General features: G+C 71.6%; 19 protein-coding genes. 8 read left to right on the forward strand and 11 right to left on the reverse strand.

The window, feature by feature from the left end:
- The first annotated feature begins 52 nt into the window (after positions 1-52).
- Entirely contained in the window at positions 53-733 is a 681-nt protein-coding gene (locus tag QWI33_RS11710) for a TetR/AcrR family transcriptional regulator (protein WP_289957328.1), read from the forward strand.
- A gap of 134 nt (positions 734-867) precedes the next feature.
- On the opposite strand, the gene QWI33_RS11715 is transcribed toward QWI33_RS11710, so the two are convergent.
- Positions 868-1929 (reverse strand): hypothetical protein, encoded by a 1062-nt coding sequence (locus tag QWI33_RS11715; protein ID WP_289957329.1) that lies wholly within the window; start codon positions 1927-1929, stop codon positions 868-870.
- Between the two features lie 246 nt (positions 1930-2175).
- Here QWI33_RS11715 and nuoK point away from each other — a divergent pair, with 246 nt between their 5' ends.
- From nuoK to htpX, 5 genes are all read left to right on the forward strand, one after another.
- A complete protein-coding gene (gene nuoK / locus QWI33_RS11720) occupies positions 2176-2493 on the forward strand; it encodes an NADH-quinone oxidoreductase subunit NuoK (RefSeq protein ID WP_289957330.1) in 318 nt (105 codons plus the stop codon).
- Positions 2490-4292, forward strand: a complete 1803-nt coding sequence (locus QWI33_RS11725; RefSeq protein WP_289957331.1) for an NADH-quinone oxidoreductase subunit 5 family protein — start codon at positions 2490-2492, stop codon at positions 4290-4292. The genes nuoK and QWI33_RS11725 overlap by 4 nt, the downstream gene beginning before the upstream one ends.
- A complete protein-coding gene (locus tag QWI33_RS11730; protein ID WP_289957762.1) occupies positions 4292-5752 on the forward strand; it encodes a complex I subunit 4 family protein in 1461 nt (486 codons plus the stop codon). Before QWI33_RS11725 ends, QWI33_RS11730 begins: the two co-directional genes overlap by 1 nt.
- A complete protein-coding gene (locus tag QWI33_RS11735) occupies positions 5753-7369 on the forward strand; it encodes an NADH-quinone oxidoreductase subunit N (RefSeq protein ID WP_289957332.1) in 1617 nt (538 codons plus the stop codon).
- A 105-nt stretch (positions 7370-7474) separates the two neighbouring features.
- Complete coding sequence (gene htpX / locus QWI33_RS11740) at positions 7475-8338, forward strand: zinc metalloprotease HtpX (protein ID WP_289957333.1); 864 nt, start codon at positions 7475-7477, stop codon at positions 8336-8338.
- Positions 8339-8456: 118 nt separating this feature from the next.
- Here htpX and QWI33_RS11745 read toward each other — a convergent pair whose 3' ends face one another.
- The 10 genes from QWI33_RS11745 to QWI33_RS11790 all read right to left on the reverse strand — a co-directional run bounded on the left by QWI33_RS11745 (position 8457) and on the right by QWI33_RS11790 (position 17717).
- A complete protein-coding gene (locus QWI33_RS11745) occupies positions 8457-8780 on the reverse strand; it encodes a DUF2516 family protein (protein WP_289957334.1) in 324 nt (107 codons plus the stop codon).
- 43 nt (positions 8781-8823) lie between these two features.
- On the reverse strand, positions 8824-8925 hold the full coding sequence (locus QWI33_RS11750; RefSeq protein WP_081687713.1) for a 30S ribosomal protein bS22: 102 nt from the start codon (positions 8923-8925) through the stop codon (positions 8824-8826).
- A gap of 143 nt (positions 8926-9068) precedes the next feature.
- The gene (locus QWI33_RS11755; RefSeq protein ID WP_030155806.1) at positions 9069-9272 is read right to left on the reverse strand and encodes a helix-turn-helix domain-containing protein; all 204 of its coding nucleotides are present in this window, start codon (positions 9270-9272) and stop codon (positions 9069-9071) included.
- Positions 9273-9470: 198 nt separating this feature from the next.
- Positions 9471-11240 carry a hypothetical protein gene (locus tag QWI33_RS11760; RefSeq protein ID WP_289957335.1) on the reverse strand — a complete coding sequence of 590 codons (1770 nt, stop codon included), beginning with the start codon at positions 11238-11240 and terminating at the stop codon, positions 9471-9473.
- A gap of 132 nt (positions 11241-11372) precedes the next feature.
- Positions 11373-12293 (reverse strand): proline dehydrogenase family protein, encoded by a 921-nt coding sequence (locus tag QWI33_RS11765; RefSeq protein WP_289957336.1) that lies wholly within the window; start codon positions 12291-12293, stop codon positions 11373-11375.
- 203 nt (positions 12294-12496) lie between these two features.
- A complete protein-coding gene (locus QWI33_RS11770; protein WP_289957337.1) occupies positions 12497-13141 on the reverse strand; it encodes a hypothetical protein in 645 nt (214 codons plus the stop codon).
- On the reverse strand, positions 13138-14472 hold the full coding sequence (locus QWI33_RS11775; protein ID WP_289957338.1) for a glycosyltransferase: 1335 nt from the start codon (positions 14470-14472) through the stop codon (positions 13138-13140). The genes QWI33_RS11770 and QWI33_RS11775 overlap by 4 nt, the downstream gene beginning before the upstream one ends.
- Positions 14462-15001, reverse strand: a complete 540-nt coding sequence (locus tag QWI33_RS11780; RefSeq protein ID WP_289957339.1) for a hypothetical protein — start codon at positions 14999-15001, stop codon at positions 14462-14464. The genes QWI33_RS11775 and QWI33_RS11780 overlap by 11 nt, the downstream gene beginning before the upstream one ends.
- The gene (locus tag QWI33_RS11785; protein ID WP_289957340.1) at positions 14998-16194 is read right to left on the reverse strand and encodes a glycosyltransferase; all 1197 of its coding nucleotides are present in this window, start codon (positions 16192-16194) and stop codon (positions 14998-15000) included. Before QWI33_RS11785 ends, QWI33_RS11780 begins: the two co-directional genes overlap by 4 nt.
- Positions 16191-17717 (reverse strand): glycosyltransferase family 4 protein, encoded by a 1527-nt coding sequence (locus QWI33_RS11790; protein WP_435367580.1) that lies wholly within the window; start codon positions 17715-17717, stop codon positions 16191-16193. Before QWI33_RS11790 ends, QWI33_RS11785 begins: the two co-directional genes overlap by 4 nt.
- A 255-nt stretch (positions 17718-17972) precedes the next feature.
- Between QWI33_RS11790 and QWI33_RS11795 the strand changes: the two genes are divergently transcribed.
- Positions 17973-18593 carry an acyltransferase gene (locus QWI33_RS11795; protein ID WP_289957342.1) on the forward strand — a complete coding sequence of 207 codons (621 nt, stop codon included), beginning with the start codon at positions 17973-17975 and terminating at the stop codon, positions 18591-18593.
- Positions 18590-19669 carry a non-hydrolyzing UDP-N-acetylglucosamine 2-epimerase gene (gene wecB, locus QWI33_RS11800; protein ID WP_289957343.1) on the forward strand — a complete coding sequence of 360 codons (1080 nt, stop codon included), beginning with the start codon at positions 18590-18592 and terminating at the stop codon, positions 19667-19669. Before QWI33_RS11795 ends, wecB begins: the two co-directional genes overlap by 4 nt.
- The last annotated feature ends 24 nt before the right edge of the window (positions 19670-19693 follow it).

The raw sequence follows: 19693 nt of genomic DNA on the forward strand, positions 1-19693 counted from the left end.
CCGTACAGTGTAAAGTCCCTGCGGGAAACGGCCCACGGACGGGAGGCGACCGGTGAGCACCGAGACGGGCGGACCGCCTGCGGCGCGGCGCAACACGCTCAGCAGAGCGAAGGTCGTGACCGCCGCCGTGGCGATGGCGGACGCCTCCGACGGTAAGGTCCCGAGCACGCGCAAGCTCGCCGAGCGGCTCGGCGTGCAGGCCATGGCGCTCTACCACCACTTCCGCAACAAGGACGCGCTGCTCGACGGCATGGTCGACTTCGTCTTCGCCGAAGTCGAGCTCCCCGCCGAAGGCGACGACTGGAAGCCCGCCATGCGGCGGCGCGCCGCCTCGATGCGCGAAGCGCTCATCCGCCACCCCTGGGCGATCGCGATCATGGACTCCCGCGCGAACCCCGGCCCGGCCACCCTCCGCCACCACGACGCGGTCATCGGCTGCCTCCGCGCCGGCGAATTCACCATTGCCGGTGCGGCGCATGCGTTCTCACTGCTCGACAGCTACGTCTACGGCTTCGTGGTCCAGGAGCTGGCGCTGCCGCTCGACTCTCCCGAGGAGATTCAGGAGTCCGCGGAGTCGGTCCTGGCACTGGCCCCGCCCGAGAAGTTCCCGCACCTGACCGAGATGGCGGTCGAGCACGCCATGAAACCGGGGTACGCCTACGCCGACGAGTTCTGGATCGGCCTCGACCTCATCCTCGACGGGCTCGAACTGCGGCGCGACGCCTGGCGCTGAACAGGCGGCGGGCGGCGGGCGGCCCTCAAGAGGTCTTGCGGTACGACCCGGGGTCGCTCTTGAGGCACAGGGGTCGGCCCTCAGGCAGTCTTGAGGCGCGACCTCAGGCGGTCTCGGGCTACACCACCCGTGGCTTAGACGGTCTTGAGGCGCAAGCCCGGGTATCGGAAGTAGTGGTGGCCCTGCTGCTCCGCTTCGCCGCCCAAAGCGAGGTCCTCCACGGATTCGACACCGGCGGCGACGGCGGTGCGGACGATGAGGTCGGCGGCCTCGCGCGCACGCGTCGCTCCCGGCGCGCCCCCGTCGAAATGCCAGGGCGCATCGAAGTGCGCCGGACGGGCGCTGTCACGGAACGCCGCGGGGCGAGTGGGACGCCACCCCAGCTGCGCCGCCGCCTCGCCACTCGCCGCCGCGGCCACGCCGTCGGGCGCGAAGTAGCCCACGTGCAGGTGCCCGCCGGACCGGATGTCGAACAGGAGCGGACTGAACCCCTGCCGCACCCTGCCGAACAGGCCGAGGCCCAGCGTGACCCCGAGAGCAGTCGTCTCGGCGGGCAGGCAGGAGAGCAGTGCCGCCAAGGACTCGGTGAACTCGCCCAGATCGCGCGCCGTCGCGGCCGGGACGTGCAGCAGCGCATCGCCCCCGTTCGCGCCGATGAAGCCGGTCGGATTGCGCTGCATGGCCTCCCGATAGTCCTCCTCCCACAGGTCGGTGAAGTCGGAGACCAGCTCCGGACCCGATGCGCCCGCGCGCAGCTCGACCGTGGCGTACTTCTCTCTCCAGCGCATGTGCGGCGTGCCCCAGGACCGACCGGCGTCGTCGTTCGCGTAGGTGCCGAAGTAATCGGGCGAGCCCAGAACCCGCTGTAGGGCGACGGCGGTGCGGCAGTACTCCGCGGCGTGGCCCGGCGCGTCCGCGGTGATGCGGCTGAGGGGGACCACGACACCGCGGTGGTCCTGGTGCACGGTCCAGGGCCGCGCCTCGCCGTCCACAAGGGCGGTGCAGACGACTCCCTGGAGCATGCCGTCGGCCCGGCGCGGCCACGGCACCGTCGAGTCGGGTGCGAATCCGAGCTCGGCGGCCAACTGCCGCATGCCGGTCTCGGTCCGCTCGTAGCCGGGCACGACCCCTTCCATGAAGAGCGCGAGCCGGGCCAGCTCCGGCTCGTTCATCCGAAGGTCCCGCTCCTGCCGCATGTGGACTCCTCTCCGGCGCCGGCGCGCCGGCCGCCGCGTCTCGGTCGCCGTGTTCCGGGCGGCGGCCGCCGAGCGGGGCCGTCCCGGGTCGAACAGGGTATCGCGACCGCCCGGCCGGACGCCTGGCGGCGAATCGGATCGACGAGTATCAACACGGTCTCGACGCTGGACTTCCGGGTGCCCGGTAGTCCAAGATGAGGCAATGTGGCCCCGATCGACCCATCTCACCCCTCCGGGGAGGGTGCCGTGCACCCGCTGATCGGGTTCCTGATCGCCGTGGGGCTGTTCGCGATCGGCCTCTACGGGGTCCTCACGCGCCGCAACGCCGTGCTCCAGCTGGCCGCCGCGGAGCTCATGCTCGGCGGCGTGCACCTGGTGCTCGTCACCGCCGACCTCGTCCACAATGCCTACACCGGGCAGAGCTTCGCACTGTTCATCGTGGTCATCGCCGCCGCCGAGGTCGGGGTGGGCCTCGCTCTCATCCTCAACCTGTGGCGCGAGCGGGCCACCATCGACACCGACGACCTGCCTGAAGAGCAGCCCGACAGCCGGAGCGGCCGATGACCGCCGGGCTGCTCCTCATCGGCTTCCCCGCGGCGGCGGGCCTGGCCGGGTTGCTGTTCCGGCACCGGGGCCTCGCCAGGTGCTTCGCCCTCGCCGCGCCCGCCTTCACGCTGTGGATGGCGGCCATGTGCGCCGTCACGAACCCGGAGTTCGCGCTGACCCTCGCGGACTTCGGCCCGATCCGGGTCGACCTCGCCCTCGAACTCTCGGGCACCGCGGTGGCCGTGGCGATCGCGACCGCGTTCGTGACCCTCCTCGTGCAGGCGTACTCGGTCGCCTACCTGCGCGACGACCCGCACTATCCGGCGTACGCCGCGCAGGTCAACCTGTTCTGCGCCGCAATGCTCCTCGTCGTGGCCGCCGACGACCTCGTGTTCCTCCTCATCGGCTGGGAGGTCATGGGCGCCTGCTCGTACCTCCTCATCGCCCACTACGCGAAACTGCCCGAAGCGCCCGGCGCGGCGGCCAAGGCGTTCCTGGTGACGCGCTTCGGCGACGTCGCGTTCGTCCTCGGCGTCATGGTCCTCGGCGCGGCCGCCGGAAGCTTCCGCATCGGCGAGCTCGCGGGCGTCCCGGACGGGCCCGCCGCGGCCGGCATGCTGCTGATCCTCTTCGGCTGCATCGGCAAGTCCGCGCAGTTCCCGCTCCAGATCTGGCTCCCCCCGGCGATGGCCGGCCCGACCCCGGTGAGCGCGCTCATCCACGCGGCCACGATGGTCGCCGCCGGCGCGTACGTGCTGACGCGGCTCATCCCCGTCTGGCCGGCGCACCTGCTCCTGGTCGTCGCGATCACGGCGGCGGTGACCATGGTCGGCGCGGGCCTGTGCGCGCTCGCGGCGAGGGACCTCAAAGGCGTGCTCGCGTGGTCCACGGTCAGCCAGGTCGGCTTCATGTTCGCGGCCGTCGCGGTCGCCGCGGGCGACGCGGCCCTGTTCCACCTCGTCTCGCACGCGGGCTTCAAGGCGCTGCTGTTCCTCACCGCGGGCGTGGTGATCGCGATCGCGGGCACGAACGGCTCCCTGCGCACGACGAGGCTGCGGCCGGGCGACTCGCCGCTGGCGTTCTGGGCCATGACGATCGGGCTCGCCTCGATGGCGGGCCTGCCGCCGCTGGGCGGCTTCTACAGCAAAGAGGCGGTCCTTGGCGCGGCCTACGAGGCCGGGACCCCGGCCGGGGTGGTCGTGTTCTGGGCCGGGATCGGCGCGAGTCTCCTGACCGCGGCGTACGCGGCCCGGCTGTGGCTGCTGCTGTTCTGGCGCGGCGCACCCGCGCGGGACGAACGGGCGGTCGTGCCGGGCGCCGAGGCGTTCAGCCTGTGGGCGCTGGTGGTCGTCGTCGTCGCCTTCGGCGGGCTGTACTTCGCCGGGCCGTTCCACCTCCCCGAACTGCACCTCGACTTGATGGCGCTGCTGCTGCTCGCGACCCTCGGCGGGTTCGCCGTGATCGCCGACGCCTGGTGGCGCGGACACCGCAGAGGGGTGCCCGCAATGGACGGCGAGCGCGACCCGGCGGTCGTCCTCGGCCGGGCCCGGCCCGCGATGGCCGCAGGGTTCTACGCGGAACGGCTGGCGGGCAAGGCGACCCGCGCGATCGCACGGGCCGCCAGCGCGGCGGCCCGGGTCCTCGACGAGCAGTTGGTCGACCGGACGGCCGTGGAGGGCTCGGCGCGGGCGACGCTCGCGGCGGCCGAGGAGACCGCGGCCGGGCACCGGGGCGGGCTGGTGCGGTACCTGCGGTTGAGTGCGGCGGGGACGCTGCTGGTCGCGGCGGTGGCGATCGGGGTGGGCATGTGGAGCTGATGCTGGTGCCCGCGGTCGCGGTGCCGTTCTTCGGGGCGGTGCTGGTGTGGGCTTGGCGCGACCGGGCGTTCGCGCACTGGATCGGAGTGGGCGCGGCGGCGCTGGCGCTCCTGGTGGTCGCACTGCTGCCGGTCGGGCGCGGCAGCGGCAACTGGTCCACCATGGGCGGGAGCATGACCGGCGGCTGGTGGCACGAGGTCGAGTTCGCATGGGCGCCTTCGATCCACCTGGACCTCTCACTCGCGGTCGACGGGATCTCGTGGCCGCTCGCGACGCTGACGGCACTGCTGGGACTGCTGTGCTGCCTCCACAATGCACTGGGGGCGGCGCGGCCGTCGCCGACGCTCACCGCGCTGCTCCTGGCGGTGCAGTTCGCTTCGACCCTTGTGTTCTTCGCGGACAACCTGGTCCTCTTCTTCATCGCCTTCGAAGCGGTACTGCTCCCGATGTGGGCGATCATCCACCGCTACGGCGACCCGGCCGCGCGCCGCCATGCCGCCGCGAAGTTCGCGCTGTTCACCGTCGCCGGGTCGCTGCTCATGGCCACGGGCCTGTTCGTCGCGGTCGCCGACACCGGGACCGCCGACCTCGGGGCGCTCATCGTCCTCGGCGGCGTCAGCCCCGAGCTCTCGCTCCTCGTGTTCGCGCTGCTGGCCATCGGGTTCGCGGTCAAGGCCCCGCTGTGGCCGCTCCACTCGTGGCTGCCCGACGCGCACACCGCAGCACCCACCGTCGGCTCGGTCCTCCTCGCGGGCGTGCTCCTCAAACTCGGCACGTACGGCCTCATCCGCGTCGCCGGCGGCATCGCCCCGCAAGGCGCGGCCGACGCCGCACCGGTCCTCGCGGTGCTCGCCGCGCTCGGCATCCTCGTCGCGGGCCTGGTGTGCCTGAGCCTGCCCGAACTCAAGCGCCTCATCGCGTACTCCTCCGTGGGCCACATGGGCTTCGTGGTCCTCGCCTTCGCCACCGGCACCGAGGCGGGCGTCAACGCCGCGCTCTTCGGGAACCTCGCGCACGGCCTCATCACCCCCCTGCTGTTCTTCCTAGCCGGAGCGCTCAAGGCCCGCACGCACACCGGCCTCCTCGGCTCGCTCGGCGGACTCCGGCTCGCCGCGCCGACGCTCGCCGGGCTGCTCGGCTTCGCCGCGTTCGCGTCGCTCGGCCTGCCGGGCCTGGCCGGGTTCTGGGGCGAGGCCTTCACGGTGTTCGCGGCGGCCGAACGCGGCGGCGCCTGGCTGGCACTGGCCGCGGCGGCGGCGTTCGGGGCGTTCCTGGCCGCGGCGTACCTGCTGCGGATGCTGCGGCGGGTCAGCCACGGCCCCGTGGCGCCCGCGGCCTCGGGCATCGGCGACGCCTCCACTGCGGAGCTCGTGGTCTGGGCGCCGCTGGTGGCGGGGACGCTGCTGCTCGGCCTGGTCCCGGGCCCGCTGCTGGACCTGTTCGGTGAGGGGCTGCTGTAGATGCGGGTGCAGGCGATCGACCACGTGGCGCTGCTGCCGCTCTACCTTGCGGCGGGAGCGGCGGTGCTCGCGCTGTTCGGGGGTCGGTTCGCGAAGGCCTGCATGATGATCGGGCTCAGCACGGCGGCGATCGCGGCGGCGTGGGTGGGCGGCGGCGAGGACCGCGCGACGTTCGCGGTCGGCGACTGGCACTCGTTCGCGGCCGACGACGCGGCGATGGGCGCGGCGGTCGTGTTCGCCGGGTTGAGCGTCCTCGTAGCCGCATTGAGCGGCCGGCAGACCGGCGAGTACTGGTTCCTGCTGGCGGTCTCGGCGGCGGGCGGCATCACGCTCGCGGGCGCGCGCGACCTGATCACGCTGATCGTGGCGCTCGAAACGTTGACGGTGCCGCTGTACGCGCTGGTCACATGGCCAAGCTCGCAAGCTTCGCCGAAGGAGCCCGGCCGCGACGGGGCCGAAGCGGGCGTCACGTTCCTGATCGCCTCGATCACGTCCTCGGCGACCGCGCTGATGGGCGCGGCGCTCCTGTACTCGGCGGCGGGCACCGTGCACCTCGAAGGGCTCGCGGCCGGCCTCGACGGAGCCGAACCGGGGCTCGTGGCGGCCGGGGTCGCACTGCTGCTCGGCGGGCTCGCGTTCAAGCTCGCGGCCGCGCCGCTCCACGCCTGGGCGCCGCTCGTGCTCGAACGGGCCCCGCTGCCGATCGCGACGTACCTCGCGAGCGCCTCGAAGCTCGGCGGTGCGGTCGCGATCGTCTGGGTGGTGCACTTCGGGCTCGGCGCGATCGCCGGGACGAGCACCGGGATCGTGGTGGCGGCGCTCAGCGTCGCCTCGATCGTGATCGGAAACCTCGGGGCGCTGGTGCAGCGCCGGACGGTGCCGCTGCTGGCCTGGTCCGGGATCGCCCATGCGGGTTACACGCTCGCACCCCTCGCGGTGATCGCGACGGCCGCCGGGCAGGCCGACGCGGCGGCGGCCGCATCGGCGGCCCTGGCGTACGCGGTGTTCTTCGTACTGCTGGAGGCGGGGGCCTTCGCGGCGCTCACCGCCGTCCGGTCCGGGGCCGCGCTCGCTGCGACCGGGCCGGAAACCCGAGCACCGCTCGCGGACATGGAACGTCGTCCCCTTCCTGGAGCATTGCAATCGGAGGATCCCGGTCTCGGCGAAGCCGGCGAGCCGTCAATCGGCGGAGGGTCCGATGTCAAGGCAAGTGCCGGAGCTGCGGGCGTTCACATTTCCGGCGGTGAGGGCGGCTCGATCGCCGAACTCGCCGGACTCTGGCGAGCCGCTCCCCTGCCCGCCTCGCTCTTCCTCTTCTCCGTGATCGGCCTCGCCGGTCTGCCGCCCGCGCTCGCCGGGACCTTCGCGAAAGTGGCCGTGCTCGAAGTGCTCGCGTCCTCGGCCGTGTGGCTCGCCGTGATCGTCGCCGCAGGGGCCGTGCTCGGGCTCGCCTACTACCTGCCGCTCGCCCGCACCGTGCTCCTCGGCCCCGCGCCCGCCGGCCGCGCGGCCGGCAAGGGGCGCTTCGCGATCGCACTGGCCGCGATCGGCCTCGCGCTGCTCGCCGTCACGCTCGCGCCGCAGCTCGTGTTGGACTTCACCGCCGTTTCTCGGTAAATTCCCAGCTCACAGAGAAATACTGGCCGTAACCAGGACGTTGCAGCTGTACAAATTTACGGCTCGCACGGTTCGCCGAGGGCACCAGGAGGGAATCCAACCACCATGAAGCACCACAACGGCCTCAAGACAGCGGTGCTGCTCGGCGCGATGTCGGCGCTCGTGATCGCCATCGGCTACGTGCTCGGCGGGTCGACCGGCATCCTCATCGCAGCGGTCATCGCCGTGGGCATGAACGCCTACGCCTACTTCAACTCCGACAAGATCGCCCTGCGCTCCATGCGGGCGCAGCCCGTCTCGGAGGCGCAGGCCCCGCAGCTGTACGCGATGGTCCGCGAGCTCGCGCACCGCGCGAACCAGCCGATGCCCCGCCTGTACGTCTCACCCACGATGCAGCCGAACGCGTTCGCCACCGGCCGCAATCCCGAGAACGCGGCGGTCGCGGTCACCGAGGGCATCCTGCAGCTGCTCACGCCCGCCGAACTGCGGGCGGTGATCGGGCACGAGTTGTCGCACGTCTACAACCGGGACATCCTCATCTCCTCGGTCGCCGGGGCGCTGGCCAGCATCATCACGATGCTCGCGAACCTGGCGATGTTCCTGCCGTTCTTCGCCTCCGACGACGAAGACCGGCCGAACCCGCTGGTCCTGCTCCTGACGATGATCCTCGGCCCGCTGGCCGCCGGGCTCATCCAGATGGCCGTGTCGCGCTCGCGCGAATTCGAGGCCGACGCCGACGGCGCCCGCCTCACCGGCGACCCGCTCGCGCTCGCGAGCGCGCTGGAGAAGATCTCGGCCGGGGTCGACCGGATGCCGGCGCGGTCCGACAGCCGCATCGCGGAGCAGTCGCACCTGATGATCGAGTCGCCGCTGCGCGGCGGCGGGCTCGCGAGCCTGTTCTCGACCCACCCGCCGACGGCGGAGCGGGTGCAGCGCCTGCGGGAGATGGCCCGCGGCGTCGTCCGCTAGGGATGGTCGAGCGTCCCGCGAGTCGATGCTCGAACACCCCTGAGACCGCCTCAGGGCATGGCGAAAGCCGCGTCGACACAGGTCGACGCGGCTTTCTCACGTGTTCGAGCGGAGCCGCTCAGTACGACGAACCGCCGCCACGAAGGTCTTTGAACCCGGCCCGCACGTCCAGGAGGTACACCAGCGCCGCGGCTATCGTCACCAGGGTGAAGATGAGCCCCGACCCGGGACTCTGCATGAACAGCAGCGTCAAAGCCAGGCTGACGGCCAGGATGCCGAGCCACGCACCCTTGGAAAGGGTGCCGACGGCGTTGAACGCATCGGGCTTCTGCACCGCGCAGTGGGTGAGAGCGATGACCGAGAGCAGGGCAGCTCCGAGCGTAATGAGCAGATAGACGTAATAGCGCACGTCGAAGGCGAACACTGCTGCGAACTCTGGCATGCGCCCAGCCTACCCGCAGGAACTCGGGAGCCGGTCGGCTCGGCTACTTGCCGAGCTTGCGACGCTGCACGCGGGTCTTCCGGAGCAGCTTGCGGTGCTTCTTCTTCGCCATGCGCTTGCGCCGCTTCTTGATGACCGAGCCCATAGAGCTTCCTCACAGATGTTCACTAGACAATTTTTCGAGCCCGACCAGCCTAACGCGCGTGCCCGGCGGCCCCCGCGCCGGGCGAGCGGAACCGCAGGCCCCGTCACAGCTCGCGCGTGGCGGGACCTGCCGGGCCGAGGGGATCAGTCGTCGGTCTGGAGCGCTTCGGAGAGGTAGGTCTTGACAGCGCTTTCGGGAACGCGGAAGGAGCGCCCGACCCGCACCGCCGCGATCTCGCCGTTGTGGACGAGCCTGTACACCGTCATCTTCGAGACGCGCATCAGCTCGGCCACCTCCGTCACCGTCAAGAACTTGACCTCGTCGAGGAGGTCCCCGGGTTCGCTCATGTGTCTCACCGTTCTGTCGAGGGCTGTTGCGAGCACTAATGCAAGGACGTGGGGTGTGTGATGTGTGTTGAGGTGCGGCGGACGCGAATGCCCATATGAACCGAAACAAGTCGGTCGTCACAGACTGTGACGTTGATGTCTTTCGATTGGGATGAGGCTCATGTTACGGCAGTCCGCGCCACCCGGCAACACCCGATCTCACACGGTCTGGGCAATGAAGGCCGTAATCTCCTGCATCAGCTCTGCATAGCTCTTCCCGTAGATCTCCTGCGCCGCGTCCACTGCGGGCTCGCCCTGACGGGCCGTCGCGTCGAAGAGCTCGATGAACTTGTCGACCCCGTACTCGTCGATCATGTAGGTGACGCCGAGGAACCCGCACCCGTACTTGCCGGAGCCGGCGAGCGTGTCGTCGTCCCCGTCCGGCGGGAGGATGTCGGTCTCGCAGCCGCCCTGCCCGACGTACTCGCGCACGTCGTTCCGGCGGGTGTACTGGTCGTAGGGGCTGTCGCCCTCGTCGATGTACTCGGCGATGCCCTCGACCATCCACCACGTGTCGTCCGCGTACCGCTCCGAGGGCGCGGCCCACAGGGTCACGGCGTGGCCGAGCTCGTGCCGGATCACCGAGGTGAGATCGTTGCCCCAGCCGGAGACGTCGACGTTCATGACGGTGGCGTACGTGGACGGCTGGCGCTCGCCTTCGACCGTGCCCGAGAGCGGCAGCGCGAACCCGACCACGCCCTCGGTGTCCCAGAAGCCCCCGAACCAGACCTCGAACTCCTCGTCGTTGGCGATGTAGACGACGTACCGGTCGGGCTTCTCCCAGTACGCCCACTGGTCCGCGTTCACCGCCGCGGCCTCGGCGATCTCAAGTGCGTCGTCCAGGCGGTCGGCCATCTCCAGCGGCACCGCCGTGACGGTGCGCTCGCCTACGGCCGCAACGAGGTCGGTGACCTCCCACGGGTGCGGGCCCTCCCCGAACTCCGAGTCCGAGACCTCGACCATGACCAGGCCGTCCTCGCCAGCGCGCCAACGCGAGTCGAAGACGATGTCGGCGGCCTTGCACGTGTCGGCCGGGTCGACGAAGCAGTACGAGAGCGCGACCGAGATGTCGTAGAGCGGAACCGCGCCGGCCGAGTCCTCGATGGGACCCGAGGCGATCCGGTAGTCGAAGCGGGAGACCTGCATCGACGTGAGCGATTCGAACCGGCCGGTCATCTTGGGGTGCAGCGCCGGGTCGTACGCGGCCAGCCAGCCCTCGAGGCTGTTGTTGATGAGCGACTCGCTCTGGGCGTCGAGGACGAGCTGCGCCTGCTCCTTGAGGTAGGCGAGGATCTCGGCCTCGGACGCGTCCGGGCCCGGGCTGGGGACGGTGCCCTCGCCGGGCTGGACCGCGAGCCCCTCGATCGTGCCGGTCTCGGCGGCGGGCATGCCCGGGCGCCAGCCGTTGACGAGGGCCCCGCCGAAGACGGAGCCCGTGACGAGGAGGAGGACGACGAGGATCGTCCCGAACCGGGATCGCTTCCGGTCGGGGCGCGGCTGGTAGTAGACGGGGCCGCCGGGCCACGGCGGCATCGCGGTGACCGGGATCGGCCCGGGCGGGATCTGGGGCGGCGCGCCCTGGTAAGCGGCGTGCGGGTACTGGGCGTTCGCGTAGTGGCCCTGCTGGCCCTGCATGTGCCCCTGCGGCATCGCCCCCGGCGGGAGCATGTCGATCGGCAGCGTCGACGGCGGGGCCGTCGGCTCCGGCATCGGCGGCATGGGCGCGGCCTGCGGGATCGCCGCATCGCCTGTGCCCGCTTGCGGCAGCACCGGTCCGGGCGAGGTGCTGCGCGGCGCTTCACCCTGCGCGGCACTGCCGGACCGCTGGCCGGGCACGAGCGGCGACGAGGCGGCCTGCCCGGGGCGGGGTTCGCCGGGGCGGTCGCGCTCGGGGGTGTCCGGGGTGAAGTCCTCGGGGGCTTGAGTCACGTTCGCAACTGTAGTCGCCGACCGCTACCCGCGCGAGCCCGCGAAGTGTGGTGTGCGCTGGGCGTCCAAGGCCGTGAGCAGGACCGGGCCGGGCGGAGCAGTGCTCGGCCCGGCCCGGTTCCTCAGAACTCTCTAAGACTTCGTCCACAGTGACCGCGCGAAGACGGCGAGGTTCGCGGGGCGCTCGGCCATGCGGCGCATCAGGTACCCGTACCACTGGTCCCCGTACGGCACGTAGACGCGCATCCGGTAGCCCTCGGCGGCGAGCCGCAGCTGCTCGGTGGGGCGGATGCCGTACAGCATCTGGAACTCGAAGGACTCCTTGCCGCGGTCGTACCAGCGGGCCCGGTCGATGCCGATCTCGATGAGCCGCGGGTCGTGCGTCGCGAGCATGGGGTAGCCCTCGCCGGCCATGAGCGCGTTGATGCAGCGCACATAGGACCGGTCGACGTCGAGGCTGCGCTGGTAGGCGACCGACTCGGGCTCCTTGTAGGCGCCCTTGCAGAGCCGGATGCGGGAGTCGGGGGCGGCCTGGGTCTTGCAGTCGTCCTCGGTGCGCCGCAGATAGGCCTGGAGCACGGCGCCGGTGCGGGGGTGGTCCTCGCGGAGGCGCTGCACGATCTCCAGGGTGGAGTCGGTGACGGTGTGGTCCTCCATGTCGACGGTGACCGTGGTCCCGGCGTCCTCGGCGGCGGCGCAGATCTCGCGGGCCCGGTCGTAGGCGAGCTCGGGGTCGATGCGCTGGCCGAGGGCGGAGAGCTTGACGCTGACCTCGGCGGAGCCGGCGAGGCCCTCGCCCTTGAGGGCGGCGAGGAGGCCGAGGTACTCGTCGCGGGTGGCGTCGGCCTGCTCGACGACGACCGTGTCCTCGCCGAGGTAGTCGAGTGTGGCGAGCAGTCCGTCGGCCGCGAGGGTCCTGGTGGTGGCGACGGCGTGGGCCGTGGTCTCGCCCGCGACGTAGCGGCGGACGAGCGATCGCGAAACCGGCGCGGTCCCGACGAGCCGCTCGATCTTCGATGACCTCGCGGCGGCGAGAATGACAGAACGCAACATGCCTGCAGCGTAGCTTCCCGCGTCCCGGCCGCAGGTCACGGTGGCATAACACGTGCGCCGCAACATTGGAAACAGCGCCTCGAGATGAGAATGATCGTCTCATTCGAAGGCGAGGGCACGCTGCAGCCTCTGTTCGCGACTCGCTTGTGACCGGTTTCGACCAGTTCAGGCTGGTTAGCGCTGTTTGGGTCGTGAGTTCGGTCTTACAGCTGCGTGTAGGGCTCGCGGCGGGCCGCTGCGGGATCGTCGGGGTCCCAGGGCTCGATCGGGTTCACGACCGGGTAGGGCTTGTACGGGCCATAGTGGAGCGCGCGGGTGACGACGGGGCGGGGGTGCCGCTTGGCGATCGACCAGGCCAGCGGGACGGCCGCCGGGTCGGGGCAGACCACGTGGTCGGCAGCGCCGATGTCAAGACTCCCGAGGCGGCGGAGGGCGATCGCGCGGAGCGCCTGGTGGCGGAAGGGGCGGTAGACCTTCCAGAAGACATTGCGGCGGCAGAAGCCCGCAACCTTGCGGTGGGCGCGGCGGGCGAAGCCCGCGCCCGGCAGCTTTCCGTCCAGCCGGCGCAGCACGGCCGCGGGGGCGCGCTCGACGAGCGCCTCGTACAACCACAGGAGCGGCTGGCGGTTCTCGGGCTTCGCCAGCGAGTACACCTCGACGCTGGGGTGGAGGGAGGGCGCGCGGCGCCAACCCTGGCCGTCAGCGACGACCGCTTGGACGCGCACGCCGCGGCGGGCCATCTGCCAGGCGTAGTCGTTGGTGCGCTTGACGGCCCCGTTGCCGAAGAGCAGCACGACCACCCGCTCGGGTAGGGCGTTCACGGCAGTGTCTTCCCGGGTGGTGGTCACCGCTGGCTCCTCTTCACTGCGATGTCGCGGGCGCGCCGCTCGAATGCCTCGAGCGCGCGGTACCGGGTGAAGCCCGCACCGTAGGCGCGGGCGCGTTCGGCCAGTTCAGGATCGGACTTGCGGGCGGCGTCCCCCGCCTCGGCCATCGCGGCGGCGACCGCGTCCGGATCCAGGCTCCCTGGGTTGAACCAGAGCGGGTAGTCGCGGAGCAGTTCCTCTGCGGCCGAGCCGGGTTCGTGGACGGAGACGATCGGCTTCCCGGTGGCCATGTACTCGAAGATCTTTCCGGAGGTCACGTACTTGGAGCCGCCGACGAGGAACACGAGCACGTCGCTCGCGCCGTAGGCGGCGCCGATCTCGGCCTTGGAGACCGGGCCGCGGAGCTGCACGCCCTCGAGATCGCCGTCGAGCCCCAGCCGCTTGCGCATCTGCGACTCGTACTTGGCGAAGAACCCGATGTGGCCGTACAGGTCGAGCGTGCTGCCGGGGTGGGAGCCCTGCTCGGTCATGGCGCGGAAGCCGCCGAAGAGCGCGTCGACGGGCTGGTAGGCGGTCAGCGTGCCGATGTAGGCGAACGAGAGCGGGCGGCTCTCGTCCGCCGCGGACTCGGGCATCTCGGGGAGGACGTCGGGGTCCCAGCCGTTGAGCACCACGTGCATCCGGTCGGCCGCCTGCGGGTAGCGCTCGGCGTGCCAGGTGCGCAGGGCCTCGTTCACGAACAGCGCCTCGGCGGCGTTCTCGAGGATTCGCTTCTCCCAGCGCCATGCCTTGTCGCCCTTGGGGAACGCGTCCTGGTTCTTGAAGAGGTCGAGGGTCCAGGAGTCGCGGTAGTCCACCACGTACGGCAGGCCGGTGCGCTTGCCGAGCTCGTAGGCGGCGCCGAAGGCCGCGAAGGGGTTGCCGGTGGCGATCACGAGGTCGAAGGGGTGTTCGGCGTGCAGCCGCAGGCCCTCCTCGACCGCGGACTCGCCCCAGGACGCGTACTTGTCGGGGAACGCGAACCGCTGGCGCCACTGGTGCCAGCGGGAGGCCAGGAACGGGAAGTTCCCGCGGAAGGACCCGAACTTGCGGATGTCGGTCTCCCACTGGAAGTCGTCGATCGGGGGGCTGACGGTGGTGATGCGCGGGTCCACCGTGGCCAGGAGGCCGTCGTCGGTGGAGCCGACGACGTCGGTGAGGAACCACTGCGGGACGCGGGCGACGGTGACGTCCCAGCCGGACTCGGCGAAGTAGTTCGCGGTGGCGCGCGCCCGGTAGACGCCGCTGGCGCGCGAGGGCGGGAAGTAGAAGGCCAGGTACAGCAGCCGCAGGGGTCGCGGTTCAGCGGTCACGGTCGTCTCCTGGGCGGGGCTCGTACGAGAAGGTCGTGCGGGTCTGGGGATGGGCGTCGAGCAGGTCGGGGACGAACTCGGCGGCCAGTTCGACGGCAGCCGATTCGCACAGGACCAGCCAGTCCGGTCGCACCGCCCGCAGGCGGGCGTGGACGCGGTCCAGGCGGTGGCGTTCGCGCATGGCCTCGGTCTCGCGCTTGCGGCCGACGTCCAGGGGCTGCACGACGCGGCGCCGCCAGCGGCGGGCGGCCTTCTCCGCGGGGCCGCGGAGCGGGCCGCGGCCGAGGCGGCGCAGGAGGCCGAGCGGGACCTTGCGGGCGAAGAACGCCGTCGAGCGGGACTCGGCGGCGTCGATGGTGTTCGCCTCCAGCCATTCGACGTCGACGCGGGGGTCGAGGTCCCAGCCTTCGCGACCGATGCCGGCTTCGGCGATGAGGACCACATGATGGCCGTCGGCGAGGGCGCGGCGGGTCTCGACCGCGACCGCGCGCTTGCGGCTGGCCTGCGGCGCGAGGAAGAGCAGGTTCACGATGCGGCTCCGAACCAGATCCGGTGGTGGTGGGCGCCCACGGCGTCGTAGGCGTACTTGGCGCGCAGGTGCGCCCGCGCCCGCGGGAGGTCGACCTTCTCGGGGTAGCGGTCGCGCAGTGAGCGGTAGGCGTCGGCAAAGGCCCGCGGGTCGTCGACCACGTCGACGAGCTGCCCGGCATCGTCCTCGATGCCCTCCAGGACCTGGTCGGAGCCGCCCGAGCGCGTCACGAGGACCGGCGTCCCGGCGGCGAGCGCCTCCACGACGACCACGCCGAAGGTCTCGTGGCGGCTGGTGTGCACGAGCAGGTCGTGGTCGGCCATGAGTCCGGGGACGTCCCCCGGCTCGACCGCGCCGATGAACTCCACCGCGTCCTCCAGGCCCAGTTCGGCGCTCAGGGCGAGGAGCCCCCGGCGCAGCTCGCCCTCTCCGGCGAGCGTCAGCGTCAGGTCCGGGTCCTCGGCCTGGCAGTCGGCGAACGCGCGCAGGAGGTGGTCGATGCGCTTACGCTCGATGAGCCCTGCCACCGAGAGCCAGCGCCGCAGCGCGGTCGGCGGTCCGGGCCGCTGGGCGGTGAAGTCGATCGGGTTGGCGATGTAGGCGAGCTTCCCGGTGTGGTGGGGGAAGACCTCCCCGATGAGCCGGTGCAGGGGTTCGCCGACGACGAAGATCCCGGCGCAGCGGTCGAGGATCTCGTCGTAGAGGGCGCGGGCGTCCTGTTGGGCGAGCACGTCGGCGAGGAACGAGGAGTGCTCGGTGAGGTAGACGCGCGCGCCGGGCCGGGCGTTCTCCAGCGCCGCGTACCCGCCGTACATGGGCACGTGGGCGTGGATGAGGTCGGACTCGATCGGCTCGCCGTCCAATGCGACGCGGAGCCATTCGGCGTGGCGGCGAGCGTGGAGGGCGTGGTCGCGGCTGCGTTCGATCACCACGGGGAGGCGGTAGAGGGTCGCTCCAGCGACGGCGGGCGCGGGCGCGAGGGCGCGCGGCAGGAGCCGGTGCTGGAGGTCGCGGACGCGGGCGAGCTTCCCGGGTTCGGGGGTGACGGCCCAGCCGTCGAGGTGGTAGACGTCCACGCTGTCGAGGCCGGGGGCGACGGCCTCGACCATGGCCTGCACGAACGAGCCCCGGTAGGGGCGCTGGGCGTCGGGGTACCAGGGGGTCACCACGGTGACGTGTCGGCGTTCGCTCACTGACGGCGCTCCTCGGTCTCGTTGCGGTCGCCCCGGGGCGCGGGGCTGCCGATGAGGCGTTCGTACACGCCGGTGAGCACGCGCGCCTGCTCCTTCCAGGTCCACGTCCGGAGGGGGACGCGTTCGTCGTAGGCGCGCCGGTAGCCGTCGGGGTCGGCGAGGACCTGCTTGACGGCGCGGATGAAGTCCTCGGTGTCCTCGGCCCGGAAGACCTCGCCCTGGCCGGTGGCGCGCACGGTCGCGGCGATGGTCTTCACGTCCGAGACGACCATCGGCAGCCGGGCGTGGGAGTAGTCGAAGAACTTGGTGTTCAAGGAGATCTCGTGGTTCTGGTGGTGGTGGTTGGGGCTGACCCCGATGTCGGCGCCCGCGACGAAGGGCACGACCTGGTGGTGCGGGACGTGCGGGAGGAGGTGGACGCGGTCGGCGACGCCGAGCTCGTCGGCGCGGGCCATGATGGAGCGCACGTACGCCCAGTGGTGCTTCGAGAGCACCAGTGCCGCATGGACGTCCGGGAGCGAGGGCAGGGCCTCGACCATGATGTGGATGCCGCGCTGGACGAGCGGAACGCCGCTGTAGATCATGAGCGGCGTGTCCTTCTCGATGCCGCACAGCTCCCGCAGGTCGGGGACCGGCTCGCCGTCACCGGGGTCGGCGGCGCCGTCGAAGTCGGGGGTGTTCATGACGATCGCCGGCGGCTCGGTGAGGCCGTGCTCGGCGACGAGGAGTTCGGCGAGCGGTTCGGCGACGGTCACCACGGCGTCGGCGTAGGGCGCGTATTCGCGTTCGTGCCCGACCTGCGCCGCGTGCCACCACGGGTGGTCCTTCCACGGCTTCATGCCCGGCAGGAACTCGTGCGCGTCCCACACCAGTTTCACGTCGCGGCCCTTCGCGGCGGCCCGCAGCTTCGCGCGGGCGCCGACGCCGAGCATCTGGAAGTCGTTGGCGTGGATCAGGTCCGGGGCCAGTTCGTCGATCACGGGGCCGAACGCGAGCTCCAGGTCCCACAGGGCCGGGTCGAGCCGGCGCCAGGCTCGGTCGCCGAGCACGCCCTTCCAGAATCGGAACGCGGCCCGGTCGACCGCACCGCTCGCGCGTTCGCGGCGCTCGCGCACCCGGCGGCTGAGGCGGGTGCGGGCGCGGATCCACAGGCTCGCGGCCCGCACCGCCGCGGTCCGGCAGCCGAGCCCGAGCGACGCGACCGCATTCGGTTCGGCCGCGAGGCGGGCCCTCTCGTACGCGAGGTCGGCGTTCCACGCCTGCACCTGCTTGCGCCGGTACGACTCGAGCGGGCCGGGCGGGTACGCGAACGGGCTGCGCAGCCACGGGCGGCGCACCTCGTGGCGTCGCCGGTCGAAGTCCCGCCCGGTCGGCACCAGCCGCACCGCCGCCCCGCCGAGGTCCCAGGTTTCGGCGCGCTTCTCACTGCGGCCCAAGAGGAACACCTCCCATCCCGCGGCGGCGGCCGAAGCGGCCTCCTTCTGCACGCGGGAATCGCCGACGACGCCGTTCTGGACCAGCATCACGATGCGGCCGGCGCGCTGAGACATATGTCCTCCGAAGATTCCGGCCGGAATTCGATCCGGCCGCCGTTCACGAACAGATGATACGAAACGATTTGATTCACCTTTCGTTTTCCCGCAGTTAGCCGCCTATGCAAGTCGCGTCCGAATGGCGTTCTCCCGCATTCGATTGGGTCGGTTCCGAATCGCTGATCCGTATAATTCGCCCAGCGGGCGCCCGCCTTCGGAGCGCCATTGCTCTATCGAAAGCAGCAAATGTCTTACAGGATTCAGGAATCCGCGCAAGTGGACCCGACCGCGAGCATCGGCGACGGCACCGCGGTCTGGGAGCTCGCGCAGATCCGCGAGCACGCGAGCCTCGGCAGCGGCTGCGTCGTCGGCCGCGGCGCCTACATCGGCACCGGCGTGCGCATCGGCGACAACGTCAAGATCCAGAACCTCGCCCTGGTCTACGAGCCCGCGACCCTCGCCGACGGCGTGTTCGTCGGCCCCGCCGCCGTCTTCACGAACGACCGCCAGCCGCGCGCGGTCGCCCCCGACGGCACGATCAAGCGCGCCGCCGACTGGGAGCCCGTGGGCGTCGACGCCGCCGAAGGCGCCTCGATCGGCGCCCGCGCCGTCTGCGTCGCACCGGTGCGCATCGGCAGGTGGGCCATGGTCGCCGCCGGAGCCGTCGTCACCAAGGACGTGCCCGACTTCGCCCTCGTCATGGGCGTCCCGGCCCGCCAGGCCGGGTGGGTCGGCCGCACCGGCGCCAGGCTCGAGCAGGACGGCGACGGGCGCTGGCGCTGCCCCGAGACCGGCGCGCAGTACCTGGAAGCGGACGGCGAACTGTCCGAGAGCACGCCTTCGAAAGCCAATGAGGAGTCAGCATGAAGGTCGTCAGCATCGTCGGGGCCCGGCCCCAGCTCGTGAAGCTCGGGGCGGTCGCGCAGGCCTTCGCGGGCACCGCGCACCGCCACGTCGTGGTCCACACCGGGCAGCACTACGACCCCGAGCTCTCGGACGTGTTCTTCACCGAGTTCGGCATCCCCGCACCCGACTTCCACCTCGGCATCGGCTCGGGAGGCCACGGGGCCCAGACGGGTGCGATGCTCGCCGCGATCGACCCGATCCTCGAGCAGGAGCAGCCCGACTGGGTGCTCGTCTACGGCGACACCAACTCCACGATCGCCGGCGCGCTCTCCGCCGTGAAGCAGCACCTGCCGGTCGCGCACCTGGAGGCCGGGCTGCGCTCGTTCAACCGGCGCATGCCCGAGGAGCACAACCGGGTCCTCACCGACCACTGCGCCGACCTCCTGCTGGCCCCCACCGAAGCGGCGGTGCACCACCTCGCGGCCGAAGGCCTCGGCGACCGGGCCGTGAACGTCGGCGACGTCATGGTCGACGTCTGCCACCGCACCCGCGACGCCGTGCTCGCCGCCGGGCAGCGGCCCGAACTCGGCATCGACACCGACGCGCCGTTCCTGGTGGCGACCCTGCACCGGGCCGAGAACACCGACGACCCCGAACTGCTCGCCGCCCTCATCGAGTCGATGGCGAACCTGCCCGTGCCGGTGGCGCTCCTGGCCCACCCTCGGCTGCAGGCGAAGGCGGACCAGTACGGGCTCAAGCTCACCCAGGGCGCGGTGACCGCGGCCAAGCCGCTCCCGTACCGCGAGCTGGTCGCGGCCGTCCTCGCCTCCCAGGGCGTGGTGACCGACTCGGGCGGGCTCCAGAAGGAGGCCTACCTGCTGGGCCGCCCGTGCACGACGCTGCGCACCGAGACCGAATGGGTCGAGACCCTGGAGGACGGCTGGAACGCGCTCGTCGCCCGGCCCGACCGGCTGGCCGCCGCCGACTGGCACGCGCTGGCGGTGCGTCCGGCTCCGACTGCGCCGCAAGGGCAGCCGTACGGCGACGGGCACGCGGGCGCCGCGGTCGTGGCGACCCTGGAGCAGCACCTGCGCTGAGACGCGGCGAAAAGGAGCGAGGCC

The organism is Glycomyces tritici, from assembly GCF_030403505.1.

What these genes read in the sequence shown, in the direction of transcription:
- QWI33_RS11730 (WP_289957762.1), top strand. Translation starts at nt 4,292, where the DNA reads ATGCTGGTGCCCGCGGTCGCGGTGCCGTTCTTCGGGGCGGTGCTGGTG.
- QWI33_RS11765 (WP_289957336.1), bottom strand. Translation starts at nt 12,293, where the DNA reads ATGTTGCGTTCTGTCATTCTCGCCGCCGCGAGGTCATCGAAGATCGAG.
- QWI33_RS11715 (WP_289957329.1), bottom strand. Translation starts at nt 1,929, where the DNA reads ATGCGGCAGGAGCGGGACCTTCGGATGAACGAGCCGGAGCTGGCCCGG.
- QWI33_RS11750 (WP_081687713.1), bottom strand. Translation starts at nt 8,925, where the DNA reads ATGGGCTCGGTCATCAAGAAGCGGCGCAAGCGCATGGCGAAGAAGAAG.
- QWI33_RS11790 (WP_435367580.1), bottom strand. Translation starts at nt 17,717, where the DNA reads ATGCTGGTCCAGAACGGCGTCGTCGGCGATTCCCGCGTGCAGAAGGAG.
- QWI33_RS11795 (WP_289957342.1), top strand. Translation starts at nt 17,973, where the DNA reads ATGTCTTACAGGATTCAGGAATCCGCGCAAGTGGACCCGACCGCGAGC.
- QWI33_RS11745 (WP_289957334.1), bottom strand. Translation starts at nt 8,780, where the DNA reads ATGCCAGAGTTCGCAGCAGTGTTCGCCTTCGACGTGCGCTATTACGTC.
- htpX (WP_289957333.1), top strand. Translation starts at nt 7,475, where the DNA reads ATGAAGCACCACAACGGCCTCAAGACAGCGGTGCTGCTCGGCGCGATG.
- QWI33_RS11735 (WP_289957332.1), top strand. Translation starts at nt 5,753, where the DNA reads ATGCGGGTGCAGGCGATCGACCACGTGGCGCTGCTGCCGCTCTACCTT.
- QWI33_RS11725 (WP_289957331.1), top strand. Translation starts at nt 2,490, where the DNA reads ATGACCGCCGGGCTGCTCCTCATCGGCTTCCCCGCGGCGGCGGGCCTG.
- QWI33_RS11755 (WP_030155806.1), bottom strand. Translation starts at nt 9,272, where the DNA reads ATGAGCGAACCCGGGGACCTCCTCGACGAGGTCAAGTTCTTGACGGTG.
- wecB (WP_289957343.1), top strand. Translation starts at nt 18,590, where the DNA reads ATGAAGGTCGTCAGCATCGTCGGGGCCCGGCCCCAGCTCGTGAAGCTC.